Annotated in this window: 21 protein-coding genes; 12 read left to right on the top strand and 9 right to left on the bottom strand. The window is 65.4% G+C overall.

Annotation, left to right across the window (positions count from 1 at the left end; all coding sequences use genetic code 11):
• Positions 1 to 163: 163 nt before the first annotated feature.
• Together RT662_RS08970 and RT662_RS08965 are read right to left on the bottom strand one after the other, a co-directional pair.
• Positions 164 to 1,000 (bottom strand): TIGR00730 family Rossman fold protein, encoded by an 837-nt coding sequence (locus RT662_RS08970; RefSeq protein ID WP_313670370.1) that lies wholly within the window; start codon positions 998 to 1,000, stop codon positions 164 to 166.
• A gap of 81 nt (positions 1,001 to 1,081) precedes the next feature.
• On the bottom strand, positions 1,082 to 1,882 hold the full coding sequence (locus RT662_RS08965) for an SDR family oxidoreductase (RefSeq protein ID WP_313670369.1): 801 nt from the start codon (positions 1,880 to 1,882) through the stop codon (positions 1,082 to 1,084).
• An 83-nt stretch (positions 1,883 to 1,965) separates the two neighbouring features.
• Between RT662_RS08965 and bla the strand changes: the two genes are divergently transcribed.
• From bla to RT662_RS08940, 5 genes are all read left to right on the top strand, one after another.
• Entirely contained in the window at positions 1,966 to 2,820 is an 855-nt protein-coding gene (gene bla / locus RT662_RS08960; protein ID WP_313670368.1) for a class A beta-lactamase, read from the top strand.
• A 119-nt stretch (positions 2,821 to 2,939) separates the two neighbouring features.
• Positions 2,940 to 4,064, top strand: coding sequence for a phosphoserine transaminase (locus RT662_RS08955; RefSeq protein ID WP_313670367.1), 1,125 nt, complete (start codon positions 2,940 to 2,942; stop codon positions 4,062 to 4,064).
• 67 nt (positions 4,065 to 4,131) lie between these two features.
• Positions 4,132 to 5,712 (top strand): phosphoglycerate dehydrogenase, encoded by a 1,581-nt coding sequence (serA, locus tag RT662_RS08950; RefSeq protein WP_313670366.1) that lies wholly within the window; start codon positions 4,132 to 4,134, stop codon positions 5,710 to 5,712.
• A gap of 57 nt (positions 5,713 to 5,769) precedes the next feature.
• The gene (locus RT662_RS08945; RefSeq protein ID WP_313670365.1) at positions 5,770 to 6,867 is read left to right on the top strand and encodes an ATP phosphoribosyltransferase regulatory subunit; all 1,098 of its coding nucleotides are present in this window, start codon (positions 5,770 to 5,772) and stop codon (positions 6,865 to 6,867) included.
• On the top strand, positions 6,864 to 7,760 hold the full coding sequence (locus RT662_RS08940) for a 50S ribosomal protein L11 methyltransferase (protein ID WP_313670363.1): 897 nt from the start codon (positions 6,864 to 6,866) through the stop codon (positions 7,758 to 7,760). The genes RT662_RS08945 and RT662_RS08940 overlap by 4 nt, the downstream gene beginning before the upstream one ends.
• A gap of 24 nt (positions 7,761 to 7,784) precedes the next feature.
• Here the strand turns inward: RT662_RS08940 and RT662_RS08935 are convergent, their stop codons facing one another.
• The 3 genes from RT662_RS08935 to RT662_RS08925 form a co-directional block, all read right to left on the bottom strand.
• Complete coding sequence (locus RT662_RS08935) at positions 7,785 to 8,063, bottom strand: hypothetical protein (protein ID WP_313670362.1); 279 nt, start codon at positions 8,061 to 8,063, stop codon at positions 7,785 to 7,787.
• On the bottom strand, positions 8,064 to 10,121 hold the full coding sequence (ligA, locus tag RT662_RS08930; protein WP_313670361.1) for an NAD-dependent DNA ligase LigA: 2,058 nt from the start codon (positions 10,119 to 10,121) through the stop codon (positions 8,064 to 8,066).
• 72 nt (positions 10,122 to 10,193) lie between these two features.
• Complete coding sequence (locus RT662_RS08925; RefSeq protein ID WP_313670360.1) at positions 10,194 to 12,491, bottom strand: TonB-dependent receptor; 2,298 nt, start codon at positions 12,489 to 12,491, stop codon at positions 10,194 to 10,196.
• A gap of 146 nt (positions 12,492 to 12,637) precedes the next feature.
• Here RT662_RS08925 and RT662_RS08920 point away from each other — a divergent pair, with 146 nt between their 5' ends.
• Positions 12,638 to 13,264, top strand: coding sequence for a helix-turn-helix domain-containing protein (locus RT662_RS08920; protein WP_313670359.1), 627 nt, complete (start codon positions 12,638 to 12,640; stop codon positions 13,262 to 13,264).
• A 324-nt stretch (positions 13,265 to 13,588) separates the two neighbouring features.
• On the opposite strand, the gene RT662_RS08915 is transcribed toward RT662_RS08920, so the two are convergent.
• From RT662_RS08915 to recN, 4 genes are read right to left on the bottom strand one after another with little or no spacing between them, the layout of a single operon-like run.
• Positions 13,589 to 14,233 (bottom strand): hypothetical protein, encoded by a 645-nt coding sequence (locus RT662_RS08915; RefSeq protein WP_313670357.1) that lies wholly within the window; start codon positions 14,231 to 14,233, stop codon positions 13,589 to 13,591.
• Positions 14,234 to 14,238: 5 nt separating this feature from the next.
• Positions 14,239 to 14,673, bottom strand: coding sequence for a DoxX family protein (locus tag RT662_RS08910; RefSeq protein ID WP_313670356.1), 435 nt, complete (start codon positions 14,671 to 14,673; stop codon positions 14,239 to 14,241).
• Entirely contained in the window at positions 14,670 to 15,980 is a 1,311-nt protein-coding gene (locus tag RT662_RS08905; protein WP_313670355.1) for a serine hydrolase domain-containing protein, read from the bottom strand. The genes RT662_RS08910 and RT662_RS08905 overlap by 4 nt, the downstream gene beginning before the upstream one ends.
• Before the next feature lie 3 nt (positions 15,981 to 15,983).
• The gene (gene recN, locus RT662_RS08900) at positions 15,984 to 17,636 is read right to left on the bottom strand and encodes a DNA repair protein RecN (RefSeq protein ID WP_313670354.1); all 1,653 of its coding nucleotides are present in this window, start codon (positions 17,634 to 17,636) and stop codon (positions 15,984 to 15,986) included.
• Between the two features lie 230 nt (positions 17,637 to 17,866).
• Here recN and rpmF point away from each other — a divergent pair, with 230 nt between their 5' ends.
• From rpmF to RT662_RS08870, 6 genes are all read left to right on the top strand, one after another.
• On the top strand, positions 17,867 to 18,046 hold the full coding sequence (gene rpmF, locus RT662_RS08895) for a 50S ribosomal protein L32 (protein ID WP_022680619.1): 180 nt from the start codon (positions 17,867 to 17,869) through the stop codon (positions 18,044 to 18,046).
• A 31-nt stretch (positions 18,047 to 18,077) separates the two neighbouring features.
• A complete protein-coding gene (plsX, locus tag RT662_RS08890) occupies positions 18,078 to 19,139 on the top strand; it encodes a phosphate acyltransferase PlsX (protein WP_313670353.1) in 1,062 nt (353 codons plus the stop codon).
• The gene (locus tag RT662_RS08885) at positions 19,136 to 20,116 is read left to right on the top strand and encodes a beta-ketoacyl-ACP synthase III (RefSeq protein WP_313670351.1); all 981 of its coding nucleotides are present in this window, start codon (positions 19,136 to 19,138) and stop codon (positions 20,114 to 20,116) included. Before plsX ends, RT662_RS08885 begins: the two co-directional genes overlap by 4 nt.
• A gap of 151 nt (positions 20,117 to 20,267) precedes the next feature.
• Positions 20,268 to 20,573 carry an integration host factor subunit alpha gene (locus RT662_RS08880; RefSeq protein ID WP_313670350.1) on the top strand — a complete coding sequence of 102 codons (306 nt, stop codon included), beginning with the start codon at positions 20,268 to 20,270 and terminating at the stop codon, positions 20,571 to 20,573.
• Between the two features lie 15 nt (positions 20,574 to 20,588).
• Positions 20,589 to 20,960: a MerR family transcriptional regulator gene (locus RT662_RS08875; protein ID WP_313670349.1), complete on the top strand. Its 372-nt coding sequence runs from the start codon at positions 20,589 to 20,591 to the stop codon at positions 20,958 to 20,960.
• A 7-nt stretch (positions 20,961 to 20,967) separates the two neighbouring features.
• Positions 20,968 to 21,447, top strand: a 480-nt coding sequence (locus tag RT662_RS08870) for an AAA family ATPase (protein ID WP_313670348.1), incomplete at its 3' end; no start/stop codon positions are given.

Genomic DNA, 21,447 nt, shown 5'->3' with positions numbered 1-21,447 from the left:
GTGCGTTTTCGTCATGTCATCGACATGGAAACACTGAAGGCGGAGAGTCAGGCGAGCGGGCCCGACCGCATGTACGTGGAAGCGCCGACGCGCGGGGACGTGGTCAATCGCAAGCCGGCGTGACGGGCAAGGGCACGGGCGGGCGAGGCGCCCTCCCCGCTCGTTACAGTCCGTAATGCGCCTGCACGATGGCCCAGCCTTCTTCGGCTGTTTCAACGAAGTGGAACAGTTTCAGATCATCGGGCGCGATCACGCCTTCTTCGGCCAGCGCTTCGAAGTTCACCACGCGATTCCAGAAGTCGCGGCCATAAAGCAGGATCGGCAGCGGCGCGACCTTGCCGGTCTGCACCAGGGTGAGCAGTTCGAAAAATTCATCGAAGGTGCCGAAGCCGCCGGGGAACACCGCCACCGCCTTGGCACGCATCAGGAAGTGCATCTTCCTGAGCGCGAAATAGTGGAACTGGAACGACAGGCCCGGCGTCACATAGGGGTTGGGCACTTGTTCATGCGGCAGCACGATGTTCATGCCCAATGACGGCGCGCCGCTTTCCCAGGCGCCGCGGTTGGCAGCTTCCATGATCGATGGCCCGCCGCCCGAACAGACGGTGAAGCAGCGCTCCCCTTCCTTGCAGAAGGTGGAGACTTTCACCGCCAGTTCGCGCGCCACGTCGTAATAATGGGCGTTGCGAGCGAGGCGCGCCGCGACGGCCTTGCGTTCCGGCGTGGTGGCGGCGGCGATCAGCGCTGGGGCTTCTTCCGGTGACGGGATGCGCGCCGAACCATAGAACACGAACGTGCTGTGGATATCGGCTTCAGCCAGCAGCACTTCGGGCTTCATCAGTTCCAGTTGAAACCGTACCGGGCGCAGATCCTCACGCAGCAGGAAATCATTGTCCTGGAAGGCCAGCCGATAGGCGGGGTGCTCCGTCTGCGGCACGGCGGTGGGCGTGTTGCCCAGCTTCGCATCTTCTTGCGCGGTCGGGAAAATGCGCTCTGGCATACTGGGGGGAACCTGAGGGTTCATCATCTTCTTTTCTCATCACAAAACGGCCGAGCGCCATAAGGCAGCCGGCCCGGCTTGTCACGCCTCTTGGTTGAGGCCCAAGGCAGTGCTGGCGTTGGCCACGCTTTTGTACCGCCACGCCATATCGCTTTGCAGATGGGCGTGGGTGGGGATGTGAAACAGGCCGAGATCGAGCCCCTTCAGGCACAATTCGGCGGCGCGTTCCGGCATGATGATCCCCATATCGGCCGGCCAGCGTGCCGGATCATCACCCAGCCCCGGCGCTGTCATCCCCGTGTAAACCCCGCCGGGCAGCAGCACGTGCACATCCAGCGGCTTGCCGGCGTTGCGGCTTTCGGTGGCCAGCCATTCGGCCAGGATCAGCACGCCGTGTTTCGACGCCGCATACAGGCCGATGCCGTTGTTCTGCACCGATGGCGGCAGCGACAGGCTGTTTTCCGATCCGGTGATCACGATCCGCGCGCGCCAGCCGCCGGCTTCGGCGGCCTGGCACAAGGCCTGCGCCAGCCGCGTTGGCCCCAGCATGTTGATTTCCCACAGCCGCGCCAGGCCGGCATCATCCAGATCGGCCTTCAACAGCCGCCGCCGATAACCGATGCCGGCATTGGCAAACACCGCATCCAGCCGGCCATGCCGAGCCACGAGCTGCGCCACCGCCGCCGGACCCGCCGCACCATCGGCGAGATCCAGCACCAGTGCCTCACCGCCGCACAGCGCCGCGGTTTCAGCGACGCCATCGCCATTGATATCGGCCGCCGTCACATGGGCGCCGCGCTGGCCCAATTGCACCGCCAGCGCCCGGCCAATTCCGCTGGCTGCTCCAGTGATCAACACCTGTTGACCGCTCCAATCAATCATCCCCAGATTCCTTTGCTTGGTTGGATTGACGAGACTTCATCGCTGATGCGACGTCAACTCCAGGCCAAGGCGAAGGAGCATGCATGATCGACCGCCGCACCCTCATCGTCGGATTGCCATTGCTCACCGCGGCCGGCCCGGACCGCTTCACCGCCCTGCGCCGCGCCATCCCGTTGATCGAGCGCAGCGCCGGCGGCCCCATCGGCATCGCGCTGCTCGACACGCACACCGGCGAACGCTTCGGCCACCGCGCCAATGATCGCTTCCCGCTGTGCTCTACCTTCAAGCTGCTGCTCGCCGCCCGGTTGCTGGCCGGTGCCGACAAGGGCCAATGGGCAATGAGCGACCGCTTGTCGGTGACCAAAGCCGACATGCTGTTCAACGCCCCCTTCACCGAAAAACGCATCGGCGGCAGCGCATCCTTGCTGGAACTGGCCGAAGCCATGGCCGTCCTGTCCGACAATCCCGCTGCCAATATCGGCCTGGCCCAAGTCGGCGGCCCGGCGGCGCTCACGGCCTGGCTGCGGTCCATCGGCGATCAGATCACCAGGCTTGACCGCAACGAGCCGGAGATGAACAACGAAACCCCCGGCGATCCGCGCGACACCAGCACGCCGGCCGCCATGCTGGCCACGTCACGCGCGCTGGTGGAAGGCCGCATCCTCTCACCCGCCGCGCGCAACACGCTGTTCGGCTGGATGCAGGCCAGCAAGACCGCCGACGCGATGATCCGCGCAGCGCTGCCGCCAGGCTGGCAGGAAGCCAACAAGACTGGCGCCGGCAGTTGGCGGGCGCGCAACATCGTTTCGGTGATCACCCCGCCGGGGCGCAAGCCGATCTGGGTCGCCGCCTATCTGTTCGCGGCCAAATCGGAACTGGCCGAACGCAACCGCCAATTCGTGCCGCTGGGTCGCGCCATCGTCGAGTCGGTGAACTAGGGCGGGGCCCGCGCATCCACGGTAAATCCGAAACCGCTTGACCGCGCCGGCCAAATCCCTATCCCCGGCGGCGGGCCACGCCGTCCCAACGCGGCGCGCGCTCTCTGTGAGGAGAGAACATGACTGCCAAACCGACCGCGCTTCCGGCGCGCCCGCACTTTTCGTCCGGTCCCTGCGCCAAGCGCCCGGGATGGAGCCCCCATAATCTTGCGATTGACTCGCTCGGCCGCTCGCATCGGTCAAAGCTTGGCAAGGCGCGCCTCAAGCACGCCATCGATCTGACCCGCAAGCTGCTCGGCATCCCCGACACGCACCGCATCGGCATCGTGCCGGCCAGCGACACCGGCGCCTATGAACTGGCGATGTGGACGATGCTGGGCGCCCGTCCGGTTACGGCCATCGCTTGGGAAAGCTTCGGCGAAGGCTGGGTGACCGATGCTGCCAAGCAGCTCAAGCTCAACCCCACCATCATCACCGCGCCCTACGGCGAACTGCCCGACCTGGCCGCTGTCGATTTCAGCACCGACGTGCTGTTCACCGCCAACGGCACCACGTCCGGCGTGCGCGTCCCCAATTATGATTGGGTGCCGGCAGACCGCGAGGGCCTGACCTTCGCTGATGCCACCTCCGCCGTGTTCGCGCAGGATGTCGATTGGGACAAGGTCGATGTGCTCACTTACTCGTGGCAGAAGGTGCTGGGCGGCGAAGGCGGCCACGGCATGCTCATCCTCGGCCCGCGCGCCGTTGAGCGCCTCGAGAGCTACACCCCGGCCTGGCCGCTGCCCAAGATCTTCCGCCTCGTCTCCAAGGGCAAGCTGACCGAAGGCATCTTCGTCGGCGAAACGATCAACACGCCCTCCATGCTGGCCGTCGAAGATTATATCGACGCGCTGGAATGGGCCGATGGGCTGGGTGGCCTCGACGCCCTGAAGGCCCGCGCCAACGCCAACGCCGCAGCGCTGGATGCCTGGGTGCAATCCCGCCCGTGGGTCGAACATCTGGCCAAGGATGCCGCCTCGCGGTCGAACACGTCAGTCTGCCTTGTCCTCCCCGGCCTCGCCGAAGAGCAGGTGAAGGCGATCGTGTCGCTCCTCGAAAAGGAGAAGGCTGCCTATGACATCGGCGCCTATCGCGACGCCCCGGCCGGCCTTCGCATCTGGTGCGGCGCCACTGTCGACACCGCCGACGTGACCGCGCTCACCCACTGGCTCGACTGGGCCCATGCCGAGGTGACGGCGGCCTGAGCGGCTGCCGTCCCTTCCGCCCTCTTCCCGGCCCCGACGCCGGACTCACATTCCCGGAGCAACACCCATGCCCAAAGTCCTCATTTCCGATCAAATGTCCCCCAAGGCTGCCGAGATCTTCCGTGCCCGCGGCATCGAAGTGGACGAAATCACCGGCCTGTCAAAGGACGAGCTGATCAAGATCATCGGCAATTATGATGGCCTCGCCATCCGTTCCTCCACCAAGGTCACCAAGGAGGTGCTCGCCGCCGCCACCAATCTGAAGGTGGTGGGCCGCGCCGGCATCGGGGTGGACAATGTCGATATCCCGGCCGCTTCCGCGCTCGGCGTCGTCGTGATGAACACGCCGTTCGGCAACAGCATCACCACCGCCGAACACGCCATCGCGCTCATGTTTGCGCTGGCCCGCCAACTGCCCGAAGCCGACGCCTCCACCCAGGCCGGCAAGTGGGAGAAGAATCGCTTCATGGGCGTCGAAGTGACGGCGAAAACGCTGGGCCTCATTGGCGCCGGCAACATCGGCAGCATCGTCGCCGATCGCGCGCTCGGCCTGAAGATGAAGGTGATTGCCTTCGATCCATTCCTCACCCCGGAACGCGCCGAGCATATGGGCGTGACCAAGGTGACGCTGGATGAACTGCTGGCCGGCGCCGATTTCATCAGCCTGCACACGCCGCTCACCGACAGCACCCGCAACATCCTCAGCCGCGAAAATCTGCTGAAGTGCAAGCCGGGCATCCGCATCGTCAATTGCGCCCGCGGCGGCCTGATCGACGAAGTGGCCCTCAAGGAGCTGCTCGACAGCGGCCACATCGCCGGCGCCGCGCTTGATGTGTTCCTGGAAGAGCCGGCCAAGGCCTCGCCGCTGTTCGGCACGCCCAACTTCGTCTCCACCCCGCACCTGGGTGCATCGACGGACGAAGCCCAGGTGAATGTCGCCATCCAGGTGGCGGAACAGCTCAGCGATTTCCTGCTCACTGGCGGCGTCACCAACGCGCTCAACATGCCGTCGCTCTCGGCCGAAGAGGCTCCGCGCCTGAAGCCCTACATGGCGCTGGCCGAACGGCTCGGCAGCCTGGTGGGCCAACTCGACAATGAAGGCATCAAGTCGGTGCGCGTTGAAGTGGAAGGCGCGGCCGCCCAGCTGAACCTGAAGCCGATCACCGCGGCCGTGCTGGCCGGCCTGATGCGCACGCACTCAGACACGGTCAACATGGTGAATGCGCCCTATCTGGCGCGCGAACGCGAGATCGAGATCGCCGAAGTGCGCCACGACCGCGAAACCGATTATCACACGCTGCTGCGCGTGACGGTGATGACCGCCAGCGGTCCGCGCACCGTGGCGGGCACCCTATTCGGCAACAGCAAGCCGCGCCTGACCGAGATATTCGGCATTACTGTCGAAGCCGATCTGGCCGGCGACATGCTGTACATCGTCAACGAGGACAAGCCGGGCTTCATCGGCCGACTGGGTTCGGCGCTGGGCGGTTCGGATGTGAACATCGGCACCTTCCACCTCGGCCGCCGCGATGCCGGTGATGAGGCCGTGTTGCTCTTGAGCGTCGACACCGCCATCCCCAACGCACTGCTCACCACCATCCGCGCCCTGCCCGGCGTGAAGGTGGCCAGCGCGCTGCGGTTCGTGTGATGGCTGGCGGGGAGGAAGCGCTTGCTGCCCTCCCCGCTTGCCGCTAACCGCCTCCCCATGACAAGTTTCGGCCTCCTCCCCGAAGGGTTGCGCGATCGGCTGCCGCCGCAGGCGCAAGCCCTTGCCAGCCTGGTGCGCACACTCACCGATGTGTGCGCCGCGCATGGCTATGAACGGGTGGCGCCGCCGCTGATCGAATATGAAGCCAGCCTGGCCAGTGGCAGCAGCCGCGAACGCCTGCGTTTCACCGATCCGGTCAGCCAGATGACGCTGGCGCTGCGTTCCGACATCACCGGCCAGGTTGGCCGCATCGCCGTCACCCGCCTTGCCGGGCAGGCGCGCCCGCTGCGGCTGATGTATGCCGGGCAGGTGGCGCGCGTGCGCGGTGATCAGCTTTCGCCCGAACGCGAGCGCACCCAGGCTGGCGCTGAACTGATCGGCAGCGACAGCCCGGCCGCCGCCGCCGAGGTGCTGGCCGTCGCCGTGGAAGCGCTCACCGCCACGGGCCTCACCGGGCTTTCGGTCGATCTCACCATGCCAACGCTGGTTGCCGATCTCGCTGCTGCCGGCTGGTCGCTGGGCAATGCGTCGCTCAGCGACGTGCAGGCCTGGCTGGACGGCAAGGATGTCGGTGCCCTGCGCGCCGCCGGTGCCGATCAATATGTGCCGCTGATCGCTGCCGCCGGCCCGGTGAACAGCGCACTGGCGGCGCTGAAACAGCTTGATCTGCCCGATCCCGTACTGGCCCGACTGGATGCGATTGCCGCGCTGGCTGGTGGCCTGAACGGCGTCTCCGTCACGCTCGATCCCACCGAACGCCACGGCTTTGAATATCAGACTTGGCTGGGCTTCTCGCTGTTCGGCGCCGGCCTGATGGCTGAAGTCGGCCGCGGCGGCGCCTACACGGTCGCGCATGGCGATGGCCGGCAGGAAGCTGCGATCGGCTTCTCGCTGTATGTCGATGGGCTGGTTGATCTTGGTCTGGGCCAGGAAGCCCGCACCCGCGTGTTGCTGCCGGTGGGCACATCGGCCGATATCGGGGCTGAGCTGCGCCAGCAGGGTTGGATCACGGTGGCGGCGCTGGAAGTGGGTGCAGAGGCCAAGGCCCTGAATTGCAGCCACATATTTGCCGACGGCGCGGTGCGGCCCGCATGAGCTGGGCGCTGCGTTTCGCGGTGAACCGCGCCGAAGCCGAGTCCCTGCCCGACCTGTTCGAGTTGATGGACGAACCGCCAACGCTCAATGTCGAGGAGCCCGACCCGTCCAAACCCGATGATTGGGTGTTGACCGCCTATTTCGCTGATGAACCGGATACCGCGACGGTCGATCTGATCATCGGCCTATTCCCGTCTGCCGCCAACCCGGTTCTGGAAGACCTGCCCGAAGCCGACTGGACGACCATGTCGCAACGCGACCTGGTCCCGGTGCGGGCCGGGCGCTTCATCATCCACACCGCCGATCACGCCGATGCGGTGCGGATCGGCGATTGGGCCTTCCGCATCGAAGCCGGCCTCGCCTTCGGCACCGGCCAACATGCCACCACACACGGCTGCATGGCGGCGATTGCGCGCCTTAAAAAAATCCGTGATTTCCAGAACATCGCCGATATCGGCACCGGCACCGGTGTGCTGGCTATGGCGGCCCTGCAGGCCAATCGCAGCGCGCGGGCCATTGGCAGCGATATCGATCCAATCGCCATCGACGTGGCGGCGGAAAATCTGGCGCTGAACCATTTTGTCGCAGGTGCATGTGCAGGGCGCATGGCTCTGGCGGTTTGCCCTGGGCTTGCCGCCCCGGCGCTGCGCAATCGCGCGCCCTATGATCTGGTGCTGGCCAACATCCTGGCGCCGCCGTTGATCGCGCTGGCGCGGGATATGGCGCGCGTGATCGCGCCCGGCGGTGTGCTGGTGATGGCGGGGCTTCTCCACCACCAGCAACGCGCCGTCGCCAACGCCTATCGCCGGCACGGGTTGGTGCCGGCGTGGCCGATGGACCGCAGGGCGGAATGGCCCTGCCTGGTGCTGACGAAAAAAGAGATGCAAGCCTAACGGCTTGCGCCTGTTCAACGCGCCTTAGAGCGCGTGGAACAGACGGGCTTCGACCGCAGCTGGCGTCAGCATGATGCGACGCTTGCGGATCGGCAGGGGGCGGACCGGGGCCAGAACTTCGGCAACCGGAACAGCGCGCACCTGCGGTTCAAATTCAGTCGAGATGACTTTCATTGGTACGCTCCTGTTGATGAGCCGGGCCAATTCCCGGCTGACAAGAGCTGTAATAAGACTGTCACACGTTTTTGTGCAGTGCAGCAGATCAGGCATCAGCCATGCACTGAACGCATGGATTACATCCAATCAGGACTCAGTTTGCGCCTGCGCCACCAGCGCCAGCCAGCCATCCTCATCAACCACTTGGAGACCAAGGGCTTGCGCCTTGGTCAGCTTCGATCCCGCCCCCGGCCCGGCGACCAGAAGGCTGGTCTTGGCAGAGACGCTGCCTGACGTCTTGGCGCCGAGTAGCTCGGCCTGGGCCTCGGCTTCTTCACGGGTGCACTTCTCCAGCGCGCCGGTGAACACGATGGTCTTGCCGGAAAGCCCGGTCTGTTTCACCTCCGGCAGCGGCTGCGGCGACACTTCAGCCAGCAGGGCGGCCAGCGTGTCGCGATTGTGCGGTTCGGCGAAGAAATCGATCAGGGCTTCTGCGACCACCTTGCCGATACCGCTCACCGCCGTCAGCCGGTTCACCGCGTCCTCGGCCGTGGCCGCATCCTGCACCGCCGGCGCCGAACGGAACACCCGCGCCAGATCGCGGGCCGTCGTTTCGCCCACATGACGGATGCCCAGGCCGAACAGGAAGCGATCAAGGCTCACATTGCGCCGCTCGTCGATCGCGGCGAGCAATTTGTCGACACTCTTCTCCTTGAAGCCCGGCAGCGCCAGCAGTGCATCACGGCGCTCGTGCAGGCGAAACAGCGAATCCGGCCCGGTGATCAGCCCTTCGGCGGCAAACAGCTCCAGCCGCTCCGTGCCCAGCCCTTCGATATCGAAGGCATTACGCGACACGAAATGGCGCAGCCGCTCGTGCCGCTGCGCCGGGCAGGTCAGGCCGCCCGTGCAGCGCTTCACCGCGCCATCCTCCTCGCGCACGGCGGTCGAACCGCAGGCTGGGCAATGATCGGGGAAGACGAACGCGGGACCGCGCAGTGCGTCTGAAGGCACCACACCCAACACTTGTGGGATCACATCACCGGCGCGTTGCACCTGCACCCGGTCGCCCACCCGCACATCCAGCCGGGCAATCTCGTCCTCATTGTGCAGCGTGGCGTTGGTGACCACGACGCCCCCCACCGTCACCGGCGCCAGCCGCGCCACGGGCGTGAGCGCACCTGTGCGGCCAACCTGGATGTCGATCGCCTCCAGAAAGGTTTCGGCCTTTTCCGCCGGGAATTTGTGCGCCACGGCCCAACGCGGCGAGCGCGCCACCTGGCCCAGCCGCTCCTGCCAGTCCAGCCGCTCCACCTTGTAGACAACGCCGTCGATATCGAACGGCAGATCAGCCCGCCGGCGTTCCAGATCGGCGGTGAAGGCGAGGCATTGGTCCATCGTGGCATCGCCCACGGCCAGGCTACCCGTGTCGAAGCCCCAGCCGGCAATGGCAGCGGTCACTTCGCTCTGGGTGGAACCGGGCATGGCGCCCATCTCGCCCCACCCATGGACGATGAAGGCCAGCGGCCGGCTGGCGCTGATCGCCGGATCTAGCTGGCGCAGCGAGCCGGCGGCGGCGTTGCGCGGATTGGCGAAGATCTTGGCGCCAGCCTCCGCCTGCCGCGCGTTCAGTGCCGCAAAACCGGCCTTGGACATGTAGATTTCGCCGCGCACTTCGGCCACCTGTGGTGCGTTCCCCGGCAGCGTGTGTGCCAGCCCGGAGACATGGGCGAGATTGGCCGTCACCTCTTCTCCCACCGCACCGTCACCGCGCGTCGCGCCGTGCACCAGCCGGCCATTTTCAAACCGCATGGCGCAGCTCAGCCCGTCGATCTTGGCTTCAGCGCGCAGGCGCACATCGGCATCGTCGGGCAGGTTCAGGAAACGCTTCACCCGCGCCACAAACTCACGCGCCTCCGCGTCGCTGAACACATTGTCCAGGCTCAACATTGGCTTTGAATGGGTGATCTTGGCAAAGCCCGCTGCCGGCTTCGATCCCACCCGGAAACTTGGGCTGTCGCTGCGCACCAGGTGCGGAAACGCCGCTTCGATGGCGGCATTACGCTGCACCAGCGCATCGTAATCCGCGTCCGAAATCTTGGGCGCGTCCTTCTGGTAATAGGCCTCGCTGTGGTGGGCGATGGCTTCGGCCAGCCGCGCCAGTTCGGCGGCAGCATCGGACTCGGTAACGGGCAGCGCGTCGATCATGGCTGCTGCCATATCACGCAAAAAGGGCGGGAGAAGCCCCCCGCCCTTTCGCAACGCAAACGCCGGTCGCGCTTAGAACTTGAAGCCCACCATCACGTTCCATGTGCGCGGATCGCCGAAATACACCGTCTGGATATTGCCCACCGAGCTGAACTCCTGCCCGTCGGTGCGATAGCGCTCGTCACCCAGGTTCTTCACGCCGCCCTGCACATACCAGCGACCACCCTGGGCATCGAAGCGCACATAGGCGTTGGCCAGCCAATAACCTGGCTCCACCAGCCCCGGGCGATTGTCGATGCTCAGGAAATGCTTGTCCACGAACCGCGCATCGCCACCCAGCGTGATGCTGCCAGCGTCGCCCACCGGGATACGATAATCCGTGCCCAGCGTCAGGGTCAGCGGCGGGGCGAAGGCCGGGCGGCACGTCACTTCGGCACCCGTCGGGTTGCACGAGAAGGTCGGCGCACGGCGGCCATCGTTGAACTCGGCATAGCGCGCGTTGAGGTAACCGGCGTTCATCCGCAGGTTCCAGTATTTCGTCGGCCGCAGTGCCGCTTCCAGTTCCACGCCCCAGATCGACAGCCGGCCGGCGTTGAGCACCGGGAAGGCCGCCACCGAGCCGCCACCCACGCGCGCCTGGAAATCGCGGAAATCGCTATAGAACACGGTGCCCGACAGATAGACGCGGCCATCAAGGAAGCTGCCCTTGGCGCCGCCTTCATAGGTCCACACGGTTTCGGGGCGGAAGGTGGTGACGATGGTGGGCACGCCGTTCACCGTCTGGGTCAGGTCTGCAACGCCATTGGCGCGGCCATTGAAGCCCCCCGATTTGAAGCCGCGCGACGCCGACACGTAAAGCTGGCTGTTGCTGTCCGGCTTCCACGCCAAGGTGACACTCGGCGTCCACGCGTCAAACTCGGCAACATTGTCTCCCTGGTTGGCCACCGGCAGGCTGCCGGGGAAACGGAAGGTGAGATTGTTGAGCGCACCCAGCGTCGACGACGTAGTGGTGACGCGATCATAGCGCCGCTCTTCATGGGTGTAGCGCAGGCCCGCCGTCAGGCTGAGCGCGTCGGTGAACTTGTAGCTGGCCTGGCCGAAAGCGGCATAGCTCTTGGTGTTCTGCTCATCGTCGATGAACCGCGTGAAGGTCAGCGGCCCGCCGAAGAAGGCAAACAGATCATCGGCATAGGCTTCCTGATGCGAACGGATATTCTCGTTCAAATAGAACAGGCCAACCACGCCGGAGAAGCGATCGCCAGACCATTTCAGCTGCAGTTCCTGGCTGAACTGGCGCTGGTCGATGCCCACGAACACATCGCCCAGCTCAACCTGGGTGGCATCGATGTCGATGAACAGGTCGGGATCAAGCTTGCGCCAGCTGGTGATGCTGCTGAGCGTGACCGTGTCGCTGAGCGACCAGTTGGCGGTGAGGCCCAGGCCATAGTGATCCAGCCGCTGGCCTTCATTGCCGCGGAAGCTGGTGGACGCCTTGAAATCATAGGCGCCATAAGGCGCCGCCGGCACCAGCACACGCGCGCCAGTGGCGAAATCGGTCTGGGTCAGCGGTGCGGTGGCATAGCCGAGTGTAAGCGCGTTGCGCTGGCGGTTGTAATCGCCGGAAACGAGAATTTCGAGTGCCTCGGTCGGCTTGGCGCGCAGGATGCCGCGCACCGTCAGGCTGTCGCGGTCATTATACTCGCGGCCGGTGCGCGGATCGGTGACGAGGCCGTCACGCTTGTCCCACTGGCCCGCCAGGCTGAGTGCCAGCTTGTCGCCCACGAGCGGGGCCGAGACATAACCGTTGAGCACGATCTGATTGTAGCTGCCATACAGCGCCGAACCGGCAGCCTTCACAACCTCCAGATCGGGCTTGCGGGAAACGATGGAAAGCGCGCCACCGGTGGTATTCTTGCCATAAAGCGTGCCTTGCGGGCCGCGCAGCACCTCGATGCGTTCCACGTCGAACAGGTTGAGCAGCGCGCCCTGGATGCGGGAGAGATAAACGCCATCAACATAAACGCCCACCGCCGGATCGAAGGTCTGCAACGCATCGGGCTGGCCGATGCCGCGGATGAAGATATTGGCGCTGGCCGCCGAACCGCGGCCCTGCACCAGATTGAGGTTGGGCGCGGCCGCCTGCAGGCCGGAAAGATCAACCGCCTGATATTTCTGCAGATCGGCCTGGTTGAAGGCCGTGACCGCCACCGGCACATCGATCAGCCGTTCATCGCGGCGGCGGGCGGAAACGATGATTTCGGCATCATTCGTCACTGCAGCATCGGCGGCGGCGGTTTGCGCGGCGGCAGGCAAGCCGGCGATCAGGCTGGCGCTGGCAAACAACGCGAGGCGGAAACGTGTATCGATCATGTGCATTCTCCCCACAGCGGGCGTCTGGTTGGCGCCGGTCTTGCGTGACTGTTGGCGATGCAATACTGAAACCTGAACCAGGATTCAACTCTGGATCGCACAAATGCCGGCTTGACCCGGCGATGAAGACAGGATTGGGCAGACCTGTGACCGCAACGCAACAACCAACAGAAGCGCTGGTAACGGCCAAGACGCCGCGCACCGAACGGGGCCGCAAGACGCTGCGCCTGATCCTCGATGCCGCCGCCGAGGAATTCGGCCAGCGCGGCTATCACGAAGGCAGCATCGCCCGCATCGCCCAGCGCGCTGGTGTCGCCATCGGCAGTTTCTACACCTATTTCGATTCCAAGGAGGCCGTGTTCCGCGCGCTGGTCGCCGACATGAGCCGGCAAGTCCAGGATCATGTCGTGCCGGTCATGCTGGCCGCGCCGGATCGACTGGCGGCAGAGCGGGTTGGCCTGGCCGCCTTTCTGGATTTCGTACGCAACCACAAATCGCTGTATCGCATCATCGATGAAAGCGCGTTCGTGGCCGAAGACGCCTATCGCCGCCACTATGTCGAGGTGGCTGAAGGCTATGCCCGCAGCCTTGAACAGGCCTTCGGGCGCGGTGAGGTTTCCGATGGCGATTGGCAGGTGCGGGCCTGGGCAATCATGGGCATGAACGTGTTCTTGGGCCTGAAGTTCGGCGTGTGGGACGATTCCCGCCCGCTCGACGAGATCGCGGCGGCCGCCCACGCCCTGATCACGAACGGGCTGGCGCCGCGCGCCTGAAAACGGGACTTTTTTTCGCTGCCGGCTCTTGAACATTACACAGATGTAATTATCTTCAAGTCCAGCCGGCACCGGTTGCGCGCTTAATCCCCCCAGGACCTGCTCGCCGCCGGGTCGCGAGTGTCTCCCCACCTTGGGCGCCCGCGACAGCCGGCACGAATGCGGCGTTGATCATGCGTTTCCTTGCCCAGGCGCTGGCCAGCCTCATCGGTGCCTCGGATATGGCGGTTGCCCAACAGCAACCGGTGTGCCGCCCCACCCGATGCTGGCCAGCCGCTGACGGGCTGAAGCCCCGGCAGGCGCCCCCCTCTGCCTGCCGGGGTTTCACCTCAGGCGGCGGTGATCGGCGCGGTCCACCAGCAGCGCCACGGCGATGGCCACGGCAAAGCCAAACAGCGCCAGTGCGCCCATGCCGGCCGGCGATAGCGGCTCACCCGGCAGGGCATTGATGCTGGCCAACACGAGCATGGCAACAAACCAGCCAATCGCCGGCCGCACGGCCAGCCGCGCCTGCTTGCGGGCTGCAATCCAGATGCACATGGCGAGGCCGAGCAGGCCCAGTTCGACGATCATTTCCAGCACCGGCAGGTTCCACAGGCCAAGTCCAATCTTGGGACCGAACAGGCCGAGCGGCAGATCAGGCCGATGCACCAGCAGATCGGTCAACCAGTGCGAGAACACCACGGCACCGATCCACCAGCCCGATTTGCCCCATTTTCGCGCTGCCAGCCAGCCGGCCACCAGTGACCAGAGCAGCGCCGCCGGCAGACTGTGCGTGTACGGCATGAAATAGAGATCGAGCGGTGAGCCGGGAAGCGTGGGATCAAGGCGGAGTTTCTCCACCCCGGCGATGACCAGGCTGCCCCAGCCAATATCGAGCAGTTGCGCCGCACCAACGCAGGCCCAGAACGGCAGCCTGGGCTGCGCCGCCTTGGCCGCCACCGACGCCGCGAAATGGCCCACGAACATTAGTGTTACCCTCCCCGCTTGCGGAACGGCCAATCCGTGACGCCGCCGGCCCACAAAGCCCACCAAACGATCACCGGCTGCGCCAGCAAGCGGGGCACATGATAGCCCATGCCCGCCACTTGTCCGCCCAAGGCAATGCCTTCAACGGCGTGCTTGATATTGGCCGGGAACACACACACCGCATAGGCCGCAAGGCCCCAGGCAGCCGCCACGCGCACGCGCGGGATCATCAGCCCGATGGCGCCGGCAATTTCCGCCACACCGGTGGCCAGCACCACTTCGCGCGGAAACGGCACGAATTCGGGCATGATCGGCAGAAAGCCTTCCGGGCTTTTCAGATGGACATAGCCCACAAAGCCATAGGCCAGCGCCAGCACCAACCGCGCCAGCCGACGAACCAGGCTTTCAGTGGCACCGGATATCCTCTGGCGCTCGTTCACCGACCGGCCGCATCCCGGGCCAGCGCTGACGCCAGATCGGCATCACGCTGCAACCGGCTGTCGCCCATCGTCTGCAGCATCAGCACGATGCCGAACTGGCGCACACGATCGGCCATGAACAAAGTGCCGGCGGCACCGCCCCAGCCATAAGCATCGGCAGTGCTGCCGGCCCAACCGGCACGGCTCAGGCCAGCGCCATTGCGGGTATCGAACAGGGTGACGCGGCCGCCGGCGCCAAAGCCATGCTGACTATCGAAGAACACGCCCGCCGGCATCAGATTGCTGGCCGCCAACCGGGCGGTGCCGCGCGGCAGGATGGTGCGGCCTTCGAATTCGCCTTCGTTCAGCACCATCTGGGCAAAGCGGGCATAATCGCGCGCCGAACCAACAAGGCCGCCGCCGCCTGACAACAGGCGCGGCCGCGTGGTGAAGCCATCCTTTTCCAGCACCGAGATCGGAATCGGTTTTTCGAGCACCTTGGTGGTACCGGGCGCGGTCCACAGATAATTTGCAGCAAGATTGGCCTTGTCCTTCGCCCAGAAGCCGGTGTCCTTCATGCCCAATGGCCCCAGGATCTGCTGCTCGAGCACCTTGTCGAAACTCATGCCGGTCAGCCGTTCCAGCAGCGCGCCAGCGACATCCAGGCTGATCGAATATTTCCACGCCGTGCCGGGATCGAGCGCCAGCGGCAGGCCGGCCAGCGATTGTGCCATCACCTGCAGATCGGGCAGCGCGCCGTCGCCGGGCTGCAGGAACGCCGGTACGCTGCCGGGCTGGATGCCCAGCCGCTTGTATTCCTTCTCCAGCGGGCCGTTGCCGTTGATCGAATAGGAAAAGCCCGCCGTGTGGGTGAGCAGGTGTCGGATGGTGATCTGGCGGGCCGCCGGGCGCGAATCGAGGCCTTTGTCGGGATCAACCAGCACCTTCATGTCGCGATATTCCGGCATGATATCGGCAATCGGTTGATCCAGCTGCAATTCGCCGGTGGCCACGCGCTGCATGATGGCCATCGCCGTGATCGGCTTTGACATCGAATAGATTCGCCACAGCGTATCGGGCGTGGCCTTCTCGTTGCCGCCAAACGCCGTCACCCCGGCCGAAAGGAACACCGGCTTGTGCCGGCCCGGCTCCACCAGCGCCACCACCGCACCGGGCACTGCGCCTTTGGCTACATAGGCATCGATCAGCGACTGTACCGCATCATGACGCAGCGGCGCCAGCCGGCGCATCGGGAACTGCGCTGCCGCTGGCCCAGCCGCCGCCAGCGCAATGGCCGAAAGCAACTGGCGGCGATCAAAACCATGCATGACTCAAACTCCTTCCAACAGCCGGGCTGCCTGCGCGCGGGCTTCGGGCGTAACATCGGCGCCCGACAACATGCGGGCAATTTCTTCCTGGCGGGAATCGCCGTCCAGCAGCGCCAGGCGGGTGCGGGTGCTGCCGGCCTCTACCGATTTTTCGATGCGCCACTGGCTGTGCCCGCGCGCCGCGACCTGCGGGCTGTGGGTGACCACCAGCACCTGCGCCTCGCCCGCCAGCCGCGCCAGCCGGTCACCAATGGCCGACGCCACCGCACCGCCAACGCCGCGATCAATCTCGTCAAAGATCATGGTGCCGGCGCTGCCCGTGCTGGCCAGCGCCACCTTCAGCGCCAGGATGAAACGTGAGAGTTCCCCGCCAGAGGCAATCTTGATCAGCGGGGCGAAATCGGCGCCGGGGTTGGTGGCGATCTCATATTCCACACGCTCCTGCCCCTCTGGGCCCCATTCGCCTTGCGGCAGCGGGGTAATGCGGGTGAGAAACCGGGCGGCATCCAGCTTCAACGGCGTGAGTTCGGCCGCAACCGCCGCGTCAAGCCGGGCAGCGGCAGCAACCCTGGCCTTGCTCAACGCCGCCGCCGCGCTTGCATAGTCCGCCTCGGCCGTCTCCACCGCGGCATCAAGAGCCACCAACCCTTCCTCGCCAGCCACCAGCGCGGCCGCGCGCGCCTTCAGCTCCGCCGCCAGCGCCGGCAGCGCCTCGGCGGCAACCTTGTGCTTGCGGGCCAGCCCGCGCAGTTCGAACAGCCGGCTTTCCACCTGCTCCAGCCGCGCCGGATCGGCGTCCAGCGCCTGCACGGCTTCGGCCAGCTTCGTCTCCGCCTCGCCAGCCTCCACCAGCGCCCGGTCCAGCGCCTCAAGCGCGGCGGTGAGCAGCGGATGCTCGCCAGCGATCCGGTCGAGCCGGCGGGCGCCTTGCGCCAGCGCCGTGCTGCCCTGCCCGAACAATTCCGAAATGGTCGCCAGATCGTCGGTGAGCCGCGCGCCCTTCTGCATGGCGGCACGAGCAAGGGCGAGCTCTTCCTCCTCGCCGACCTGCGCATCCAGAGCATTCAGTTCAGCCACGGCATGATCCAGCCACTCGCGATCGCGCTGGTCGGCCGCGAGTTTCGCGCGTGCGTCCGCCGCCGCCGCCCGCGCCGCCCGTGCCGCCTCCCAACTGTCACGGGCCGCCAGCAGATGGTCACCAAGGCCCGCAAATTGATCCAGCAGCGCCCGATGCCCCTTGGGGCTGAGCAGCCCGCGTTCATCATGCTGGCCATGAATTTCAACCAGCGCGGCGCCCAATTCGCGCAGCAGCGTCGCCGAAACCGGCTGATCGTTCACGAAAGCCCGGCTGCCGCCATCGGCCTTCAACTGGCGGCGCAGGATGATGGCGCCATCGGCCTCCAGCTCGTTTTCGGCCAGCAAGGCGCGGACCGGGTGATCCGGGCCAACATCAAATTCCGCCACCACCCGCGCCGTATCGCTGCCGGCCCGCACCAGCCCCACATCGGCCCGGCTGCCCAGTACCAAGCCCAGCGCATCGAGCAGGATCGATTTGCCCGCCCCGGTCTCGCCGGTCAGGACGACAAGCCCAGGCGCGAACTCGATGGCCAGCGCCTCGATCAGCACGACATTATGAATGGCAAGCGCGGTCAACACGCCGCTGTGTTAGCCCATCGCCCCACGCGTGTGCGAGAGGCATTTTCGCATGCCCACACAGCCAGCCTCCGCCATTCCTGCTTGCACTTCGGGCAGAATCGAATATAGCCGCCTCCTTCGCCGTTACTCCGGGGCAACTGGCCCGGCCATTTGTTGTGGCCGCTGGCATTCAAGACGCACCGGGTTGGGGCACAAACGACCGCTTTCAGATTGATGGATACAGGTGCCTCATGGCCGTTCCCAAGCGCAAGACCTCGCCTTCACGCCGCAACATGCGTCGCAGCCACCATGCGCTGACTGCGACCCAGTTCCAGGAATGCCCGAACTGCGGTGAGCTGAAGCTGCCGCACAACCTGTGCGGGGCCTGCGGTTTCTACAACGGCCGCGAAGTCGTCGCCGTCGAAGCCTGATCCTGGTGCCCGGCAGGCTGGCCCAGTTCATATGACAGGCACGCCAAACCGGGATCCGGTCATTGCGCTTGATGTGATGAGCGGCGAGGCCGGCGCCGCCGAAGCTGTTGCTGCGGCGGATATCGCCGCCGAACGCTATCCGCGCCTCTCATTCCTGCTGTTCGGCCACCAACCGGTGATCGCTGCCGAACTGGAGCGCTGGCCGCGCCTTTCCGCGCGCGCCGAAGTGATCCACAGCGATGATGTGGTCGCCATGGGTGACAAGCCCAGCCAGGCGTTGCGTCGCGCCCGCACCACATCGATGGGCATGGCCATTGATGCCGTGAAGCAGGGCAAGGCCAATGCCGCCGTTTCGGCCGGCAACACCGGCGCACTGATGGCGATGTCGCTGTTTTCGCTGCGCACCATGCCGGGCATCGATCGCCCGGCGCTGGCGGCGGTGCTGCCCACGCTGAAATCCGAATCGGTTATGCTCGATCTGGGTGCGAACACTGAGTGCGATGCCACCAACCTGGTGCAGTTCGCCGTAATGGGCGCGGCCTTTGCGCGCACCGTGCTGGGGCTGGAACGGCCCAAGGTCGCCCTGCTCAACATCGGTGAAGAAGAATTGAAGGGCACGGGCGAGATCCGCGCCGCCGCCACCGTGCTGAAGGGTGCGCGCCTGCCGATGCAGTTCCTTGGCTTTGTTGAAGGCGATAAGATCGGTTCCGGCGATGTCGATGTCGTCGTAACCGATGGCTTTTCCGGCAACATCGCGTTGAAAACAGCCGAAGGCACCAGCCGGCTGGTCACCGGCCTGCTCGGCAATGCCTTCCGCTCGTCGATCTGGGGCAAACTGGGCTATTTCATCGCCCGCGGCGCGCTCGAATCGCTGCGCGCCCATCTTGATCCGAACGCCCATAATGGCGCGGTGTTCCTGGGCCTCAACGGCATCGTGGTCAAAAGCCATGGCAGCGCCAATGCGCGCGGCCTCGCCAATGCCATCGGCGTCGCCCATGATCTTATCACCGACGATGTCAGCCGTCGCATTCGCGACGATCTGGCTGGCGTGAACATGGCGCTGGCTACCACGCTGGAGCCCGACGCGGCATGAGCAAGCGCCGTTCCGTTATCACCGGTACCGGCAGCTATCTGCCGCAAACCGTGCTGAGCAACGAAGATCTGGCCGCTCGGCTCGATACGTCGGATGACTGGATTATCGAACGTACCGGTATCCGCCGCCGCCATATCGCGGCCGAAGGCGAATTCACCTCTGATCTCGCTGTCGCGGCTGCACAGCGCGCGCTGGACGCCGCCGGCAAGACCCCGGACGATATTGATTTGATCATTGTCGCCACCGCCACGCCGGATCAGACCTTTCCGGCCGTCGCCACCGTGGTGCAGCACAAATTGGGCATGGCCCACGGCGTCGCCTTCGATGTGGCCGCGGTGTGTTCGGGCTTTCTCTATGCCCTCACCGTCGCGGATTCGCTGCTGGCCACCGGTGCCCACAACCGCGCGCTGGTGATCGGCGCCGAAACCTTCAGCCATATCCTGGATTGGGACGATCGCACCACCGCCGTGCTGTTCGGCGATGGCGCCGGTGCCATCGTGCTGGAAGCGCAGGCGCAGCCCGGCGACAACAGCAGTGATCGCGGCGTCATCGCCTGCCGCCTGCACAGCGACGGGCGCTACAACGATCTGCTCTATGTGGATGGCGGACCAGGATCGACTGGCACCACCGGCAAGCTGCGGATGAAGGGCAAGGAAGTATTCCGCCATGCCGTTACCAATCTTTCCAGTGTGATGGGCGAAGTTCTTGAGGCGGCATCTCTGCAGCCCAGCGATGTGGCGTGGGTGGTGCCGCACCAGGCCAATCTGCGCATCCTGGAAGCCACCGCGAAGAAACTGAACATCTCGCCCGCCCAGGTGGTGGTGACGGTGGACAGGCACGCCAACACGTCGGCCGCTTCGGTGCCGCTGGCGCTGGACACGGCGGTGCGCGATGGCCGCATCCAGCCCGGCGATCTGCTGCTGCTGGAAGCCATGGGCGGCGGCTTTACCTGGGGCGCGGCGGCCGTTCGCTGGTAGCCGGATTGCACCCGAATCAGGGGGTGCGACAATAGGTGTAGCGAATCACGAAAAATCGCGTAAAATCACGCAATAACAGGGTACGCTTGCCGTTTTGCCTCACCACTCGGGTCAATCGCTGCTGGGCAGGCAGCATAATTGGGGGGAAGTCATGGCCACCACAGCAGCAGCAGCAGGAAGCGTGACACGCGCCGATCTGGCGGACGCGGTTCATCGTGAAATCGGCCTGTCGCGCACCGAATCGGCGCAACTGGTTGAACAGGTGCTGGATCGCATCGGCGAGGCGCTGGTGGCCGGTGGCAACGTCAAGATTTCCAGCTTTGGCAGTTTCGTCTTGCGCAGCAAGGGCTTGCGCGTTGGCCGCAATCCCAAGACCGGCGTGGAAGTGCCGATCGAGCCGCGCACCGTGTTGACCTTCCGGCCCAGCCAGCTGCTGCGCGAAGCGATCAACAAGTAAGGGAACCGGCGGAACGTGACCGACAAATCCGATACGGCGTTCCGCACCATTTCCGAAGCCGCCGAGGAAATCGGTGTGCCGGCGCATGTGTTGCGCTTCTGGGAAACCCGCTTTTCCATGTTGCAGCCGCTGAAGCGCGCCGGCGGGCGCCGCTACTACCGCCCGGTGGACATGAGTTTGCTGCGCCAGATCAAGGCGTTGCTGCACGATGATGGCATGACCATCCGCGGCGCGCAGCTGGCCCTGACCGGAAAGGGCGTCGCCGCGAAAGAGCCGGCGCCACCTGCACCAGCGCCCCTGCCCGCAGCCATGGCCACCAGGCCCGGACCGGATCGCCAGGCCCTGATCGCCATCCGCAATCGCCTCGCCGCCGCGCTGGCGACCTGATCCGCACATGCGCTGCATCGCCCTTTTCAGTGTGAAGGGCGGGGTGGGCAAAACCGCGCTGGCCGTTAACCTTGCCCATGCCGCCGCCACTTTGTCGGGCCGACGCACCCTGTTGTGGGATCTGGACGCCCAGGGCGCCGCCAGCTGGCTGCTGAAAGTGGAGCCACGCGCCGGTGCCAAGGCGCGAAAAGGGCTCACCGACGCCGATCTGGCGGACCTGGTGCAGCCCACCGCCTTCCCCAATCTGGATGTGCTGGCGGCCGACCGCTCGCTGCGCCGGCTTGAGGCCGATCTTGCCTCCGAAGGTGAAAAACGGCTAAAAAAAGCCTTGAAATCACTAGAAGATCGCTATGACCGCATCATCCTCGATTGCCCGCCCGGCCTCACCGAGCTGGCCGATCAGCTGTTCCGCGCCGCTGATCTCATCGTGGTACCGCTCATCCCCTCGCCGCTCTCGACCCGGGCGCTGGCACAACTCACCGAACAT

Origin of the sequence: Sandarakinorhabdus sp. (assembly GCF_032115815.1) — a bacterium.
Classification (GTDB): domain Bacteria; phylum Pseudomonadota; class Alphaproteobacteria; order Sphingomonadales; family Sphingomonadaceae; genus Sandarakinorhabdus.
The sequence above is the reverse complement of the archived record's forward strand: the minus strand, read 5'-3'. Positions and strand labels throughout refer to the sequence as shown.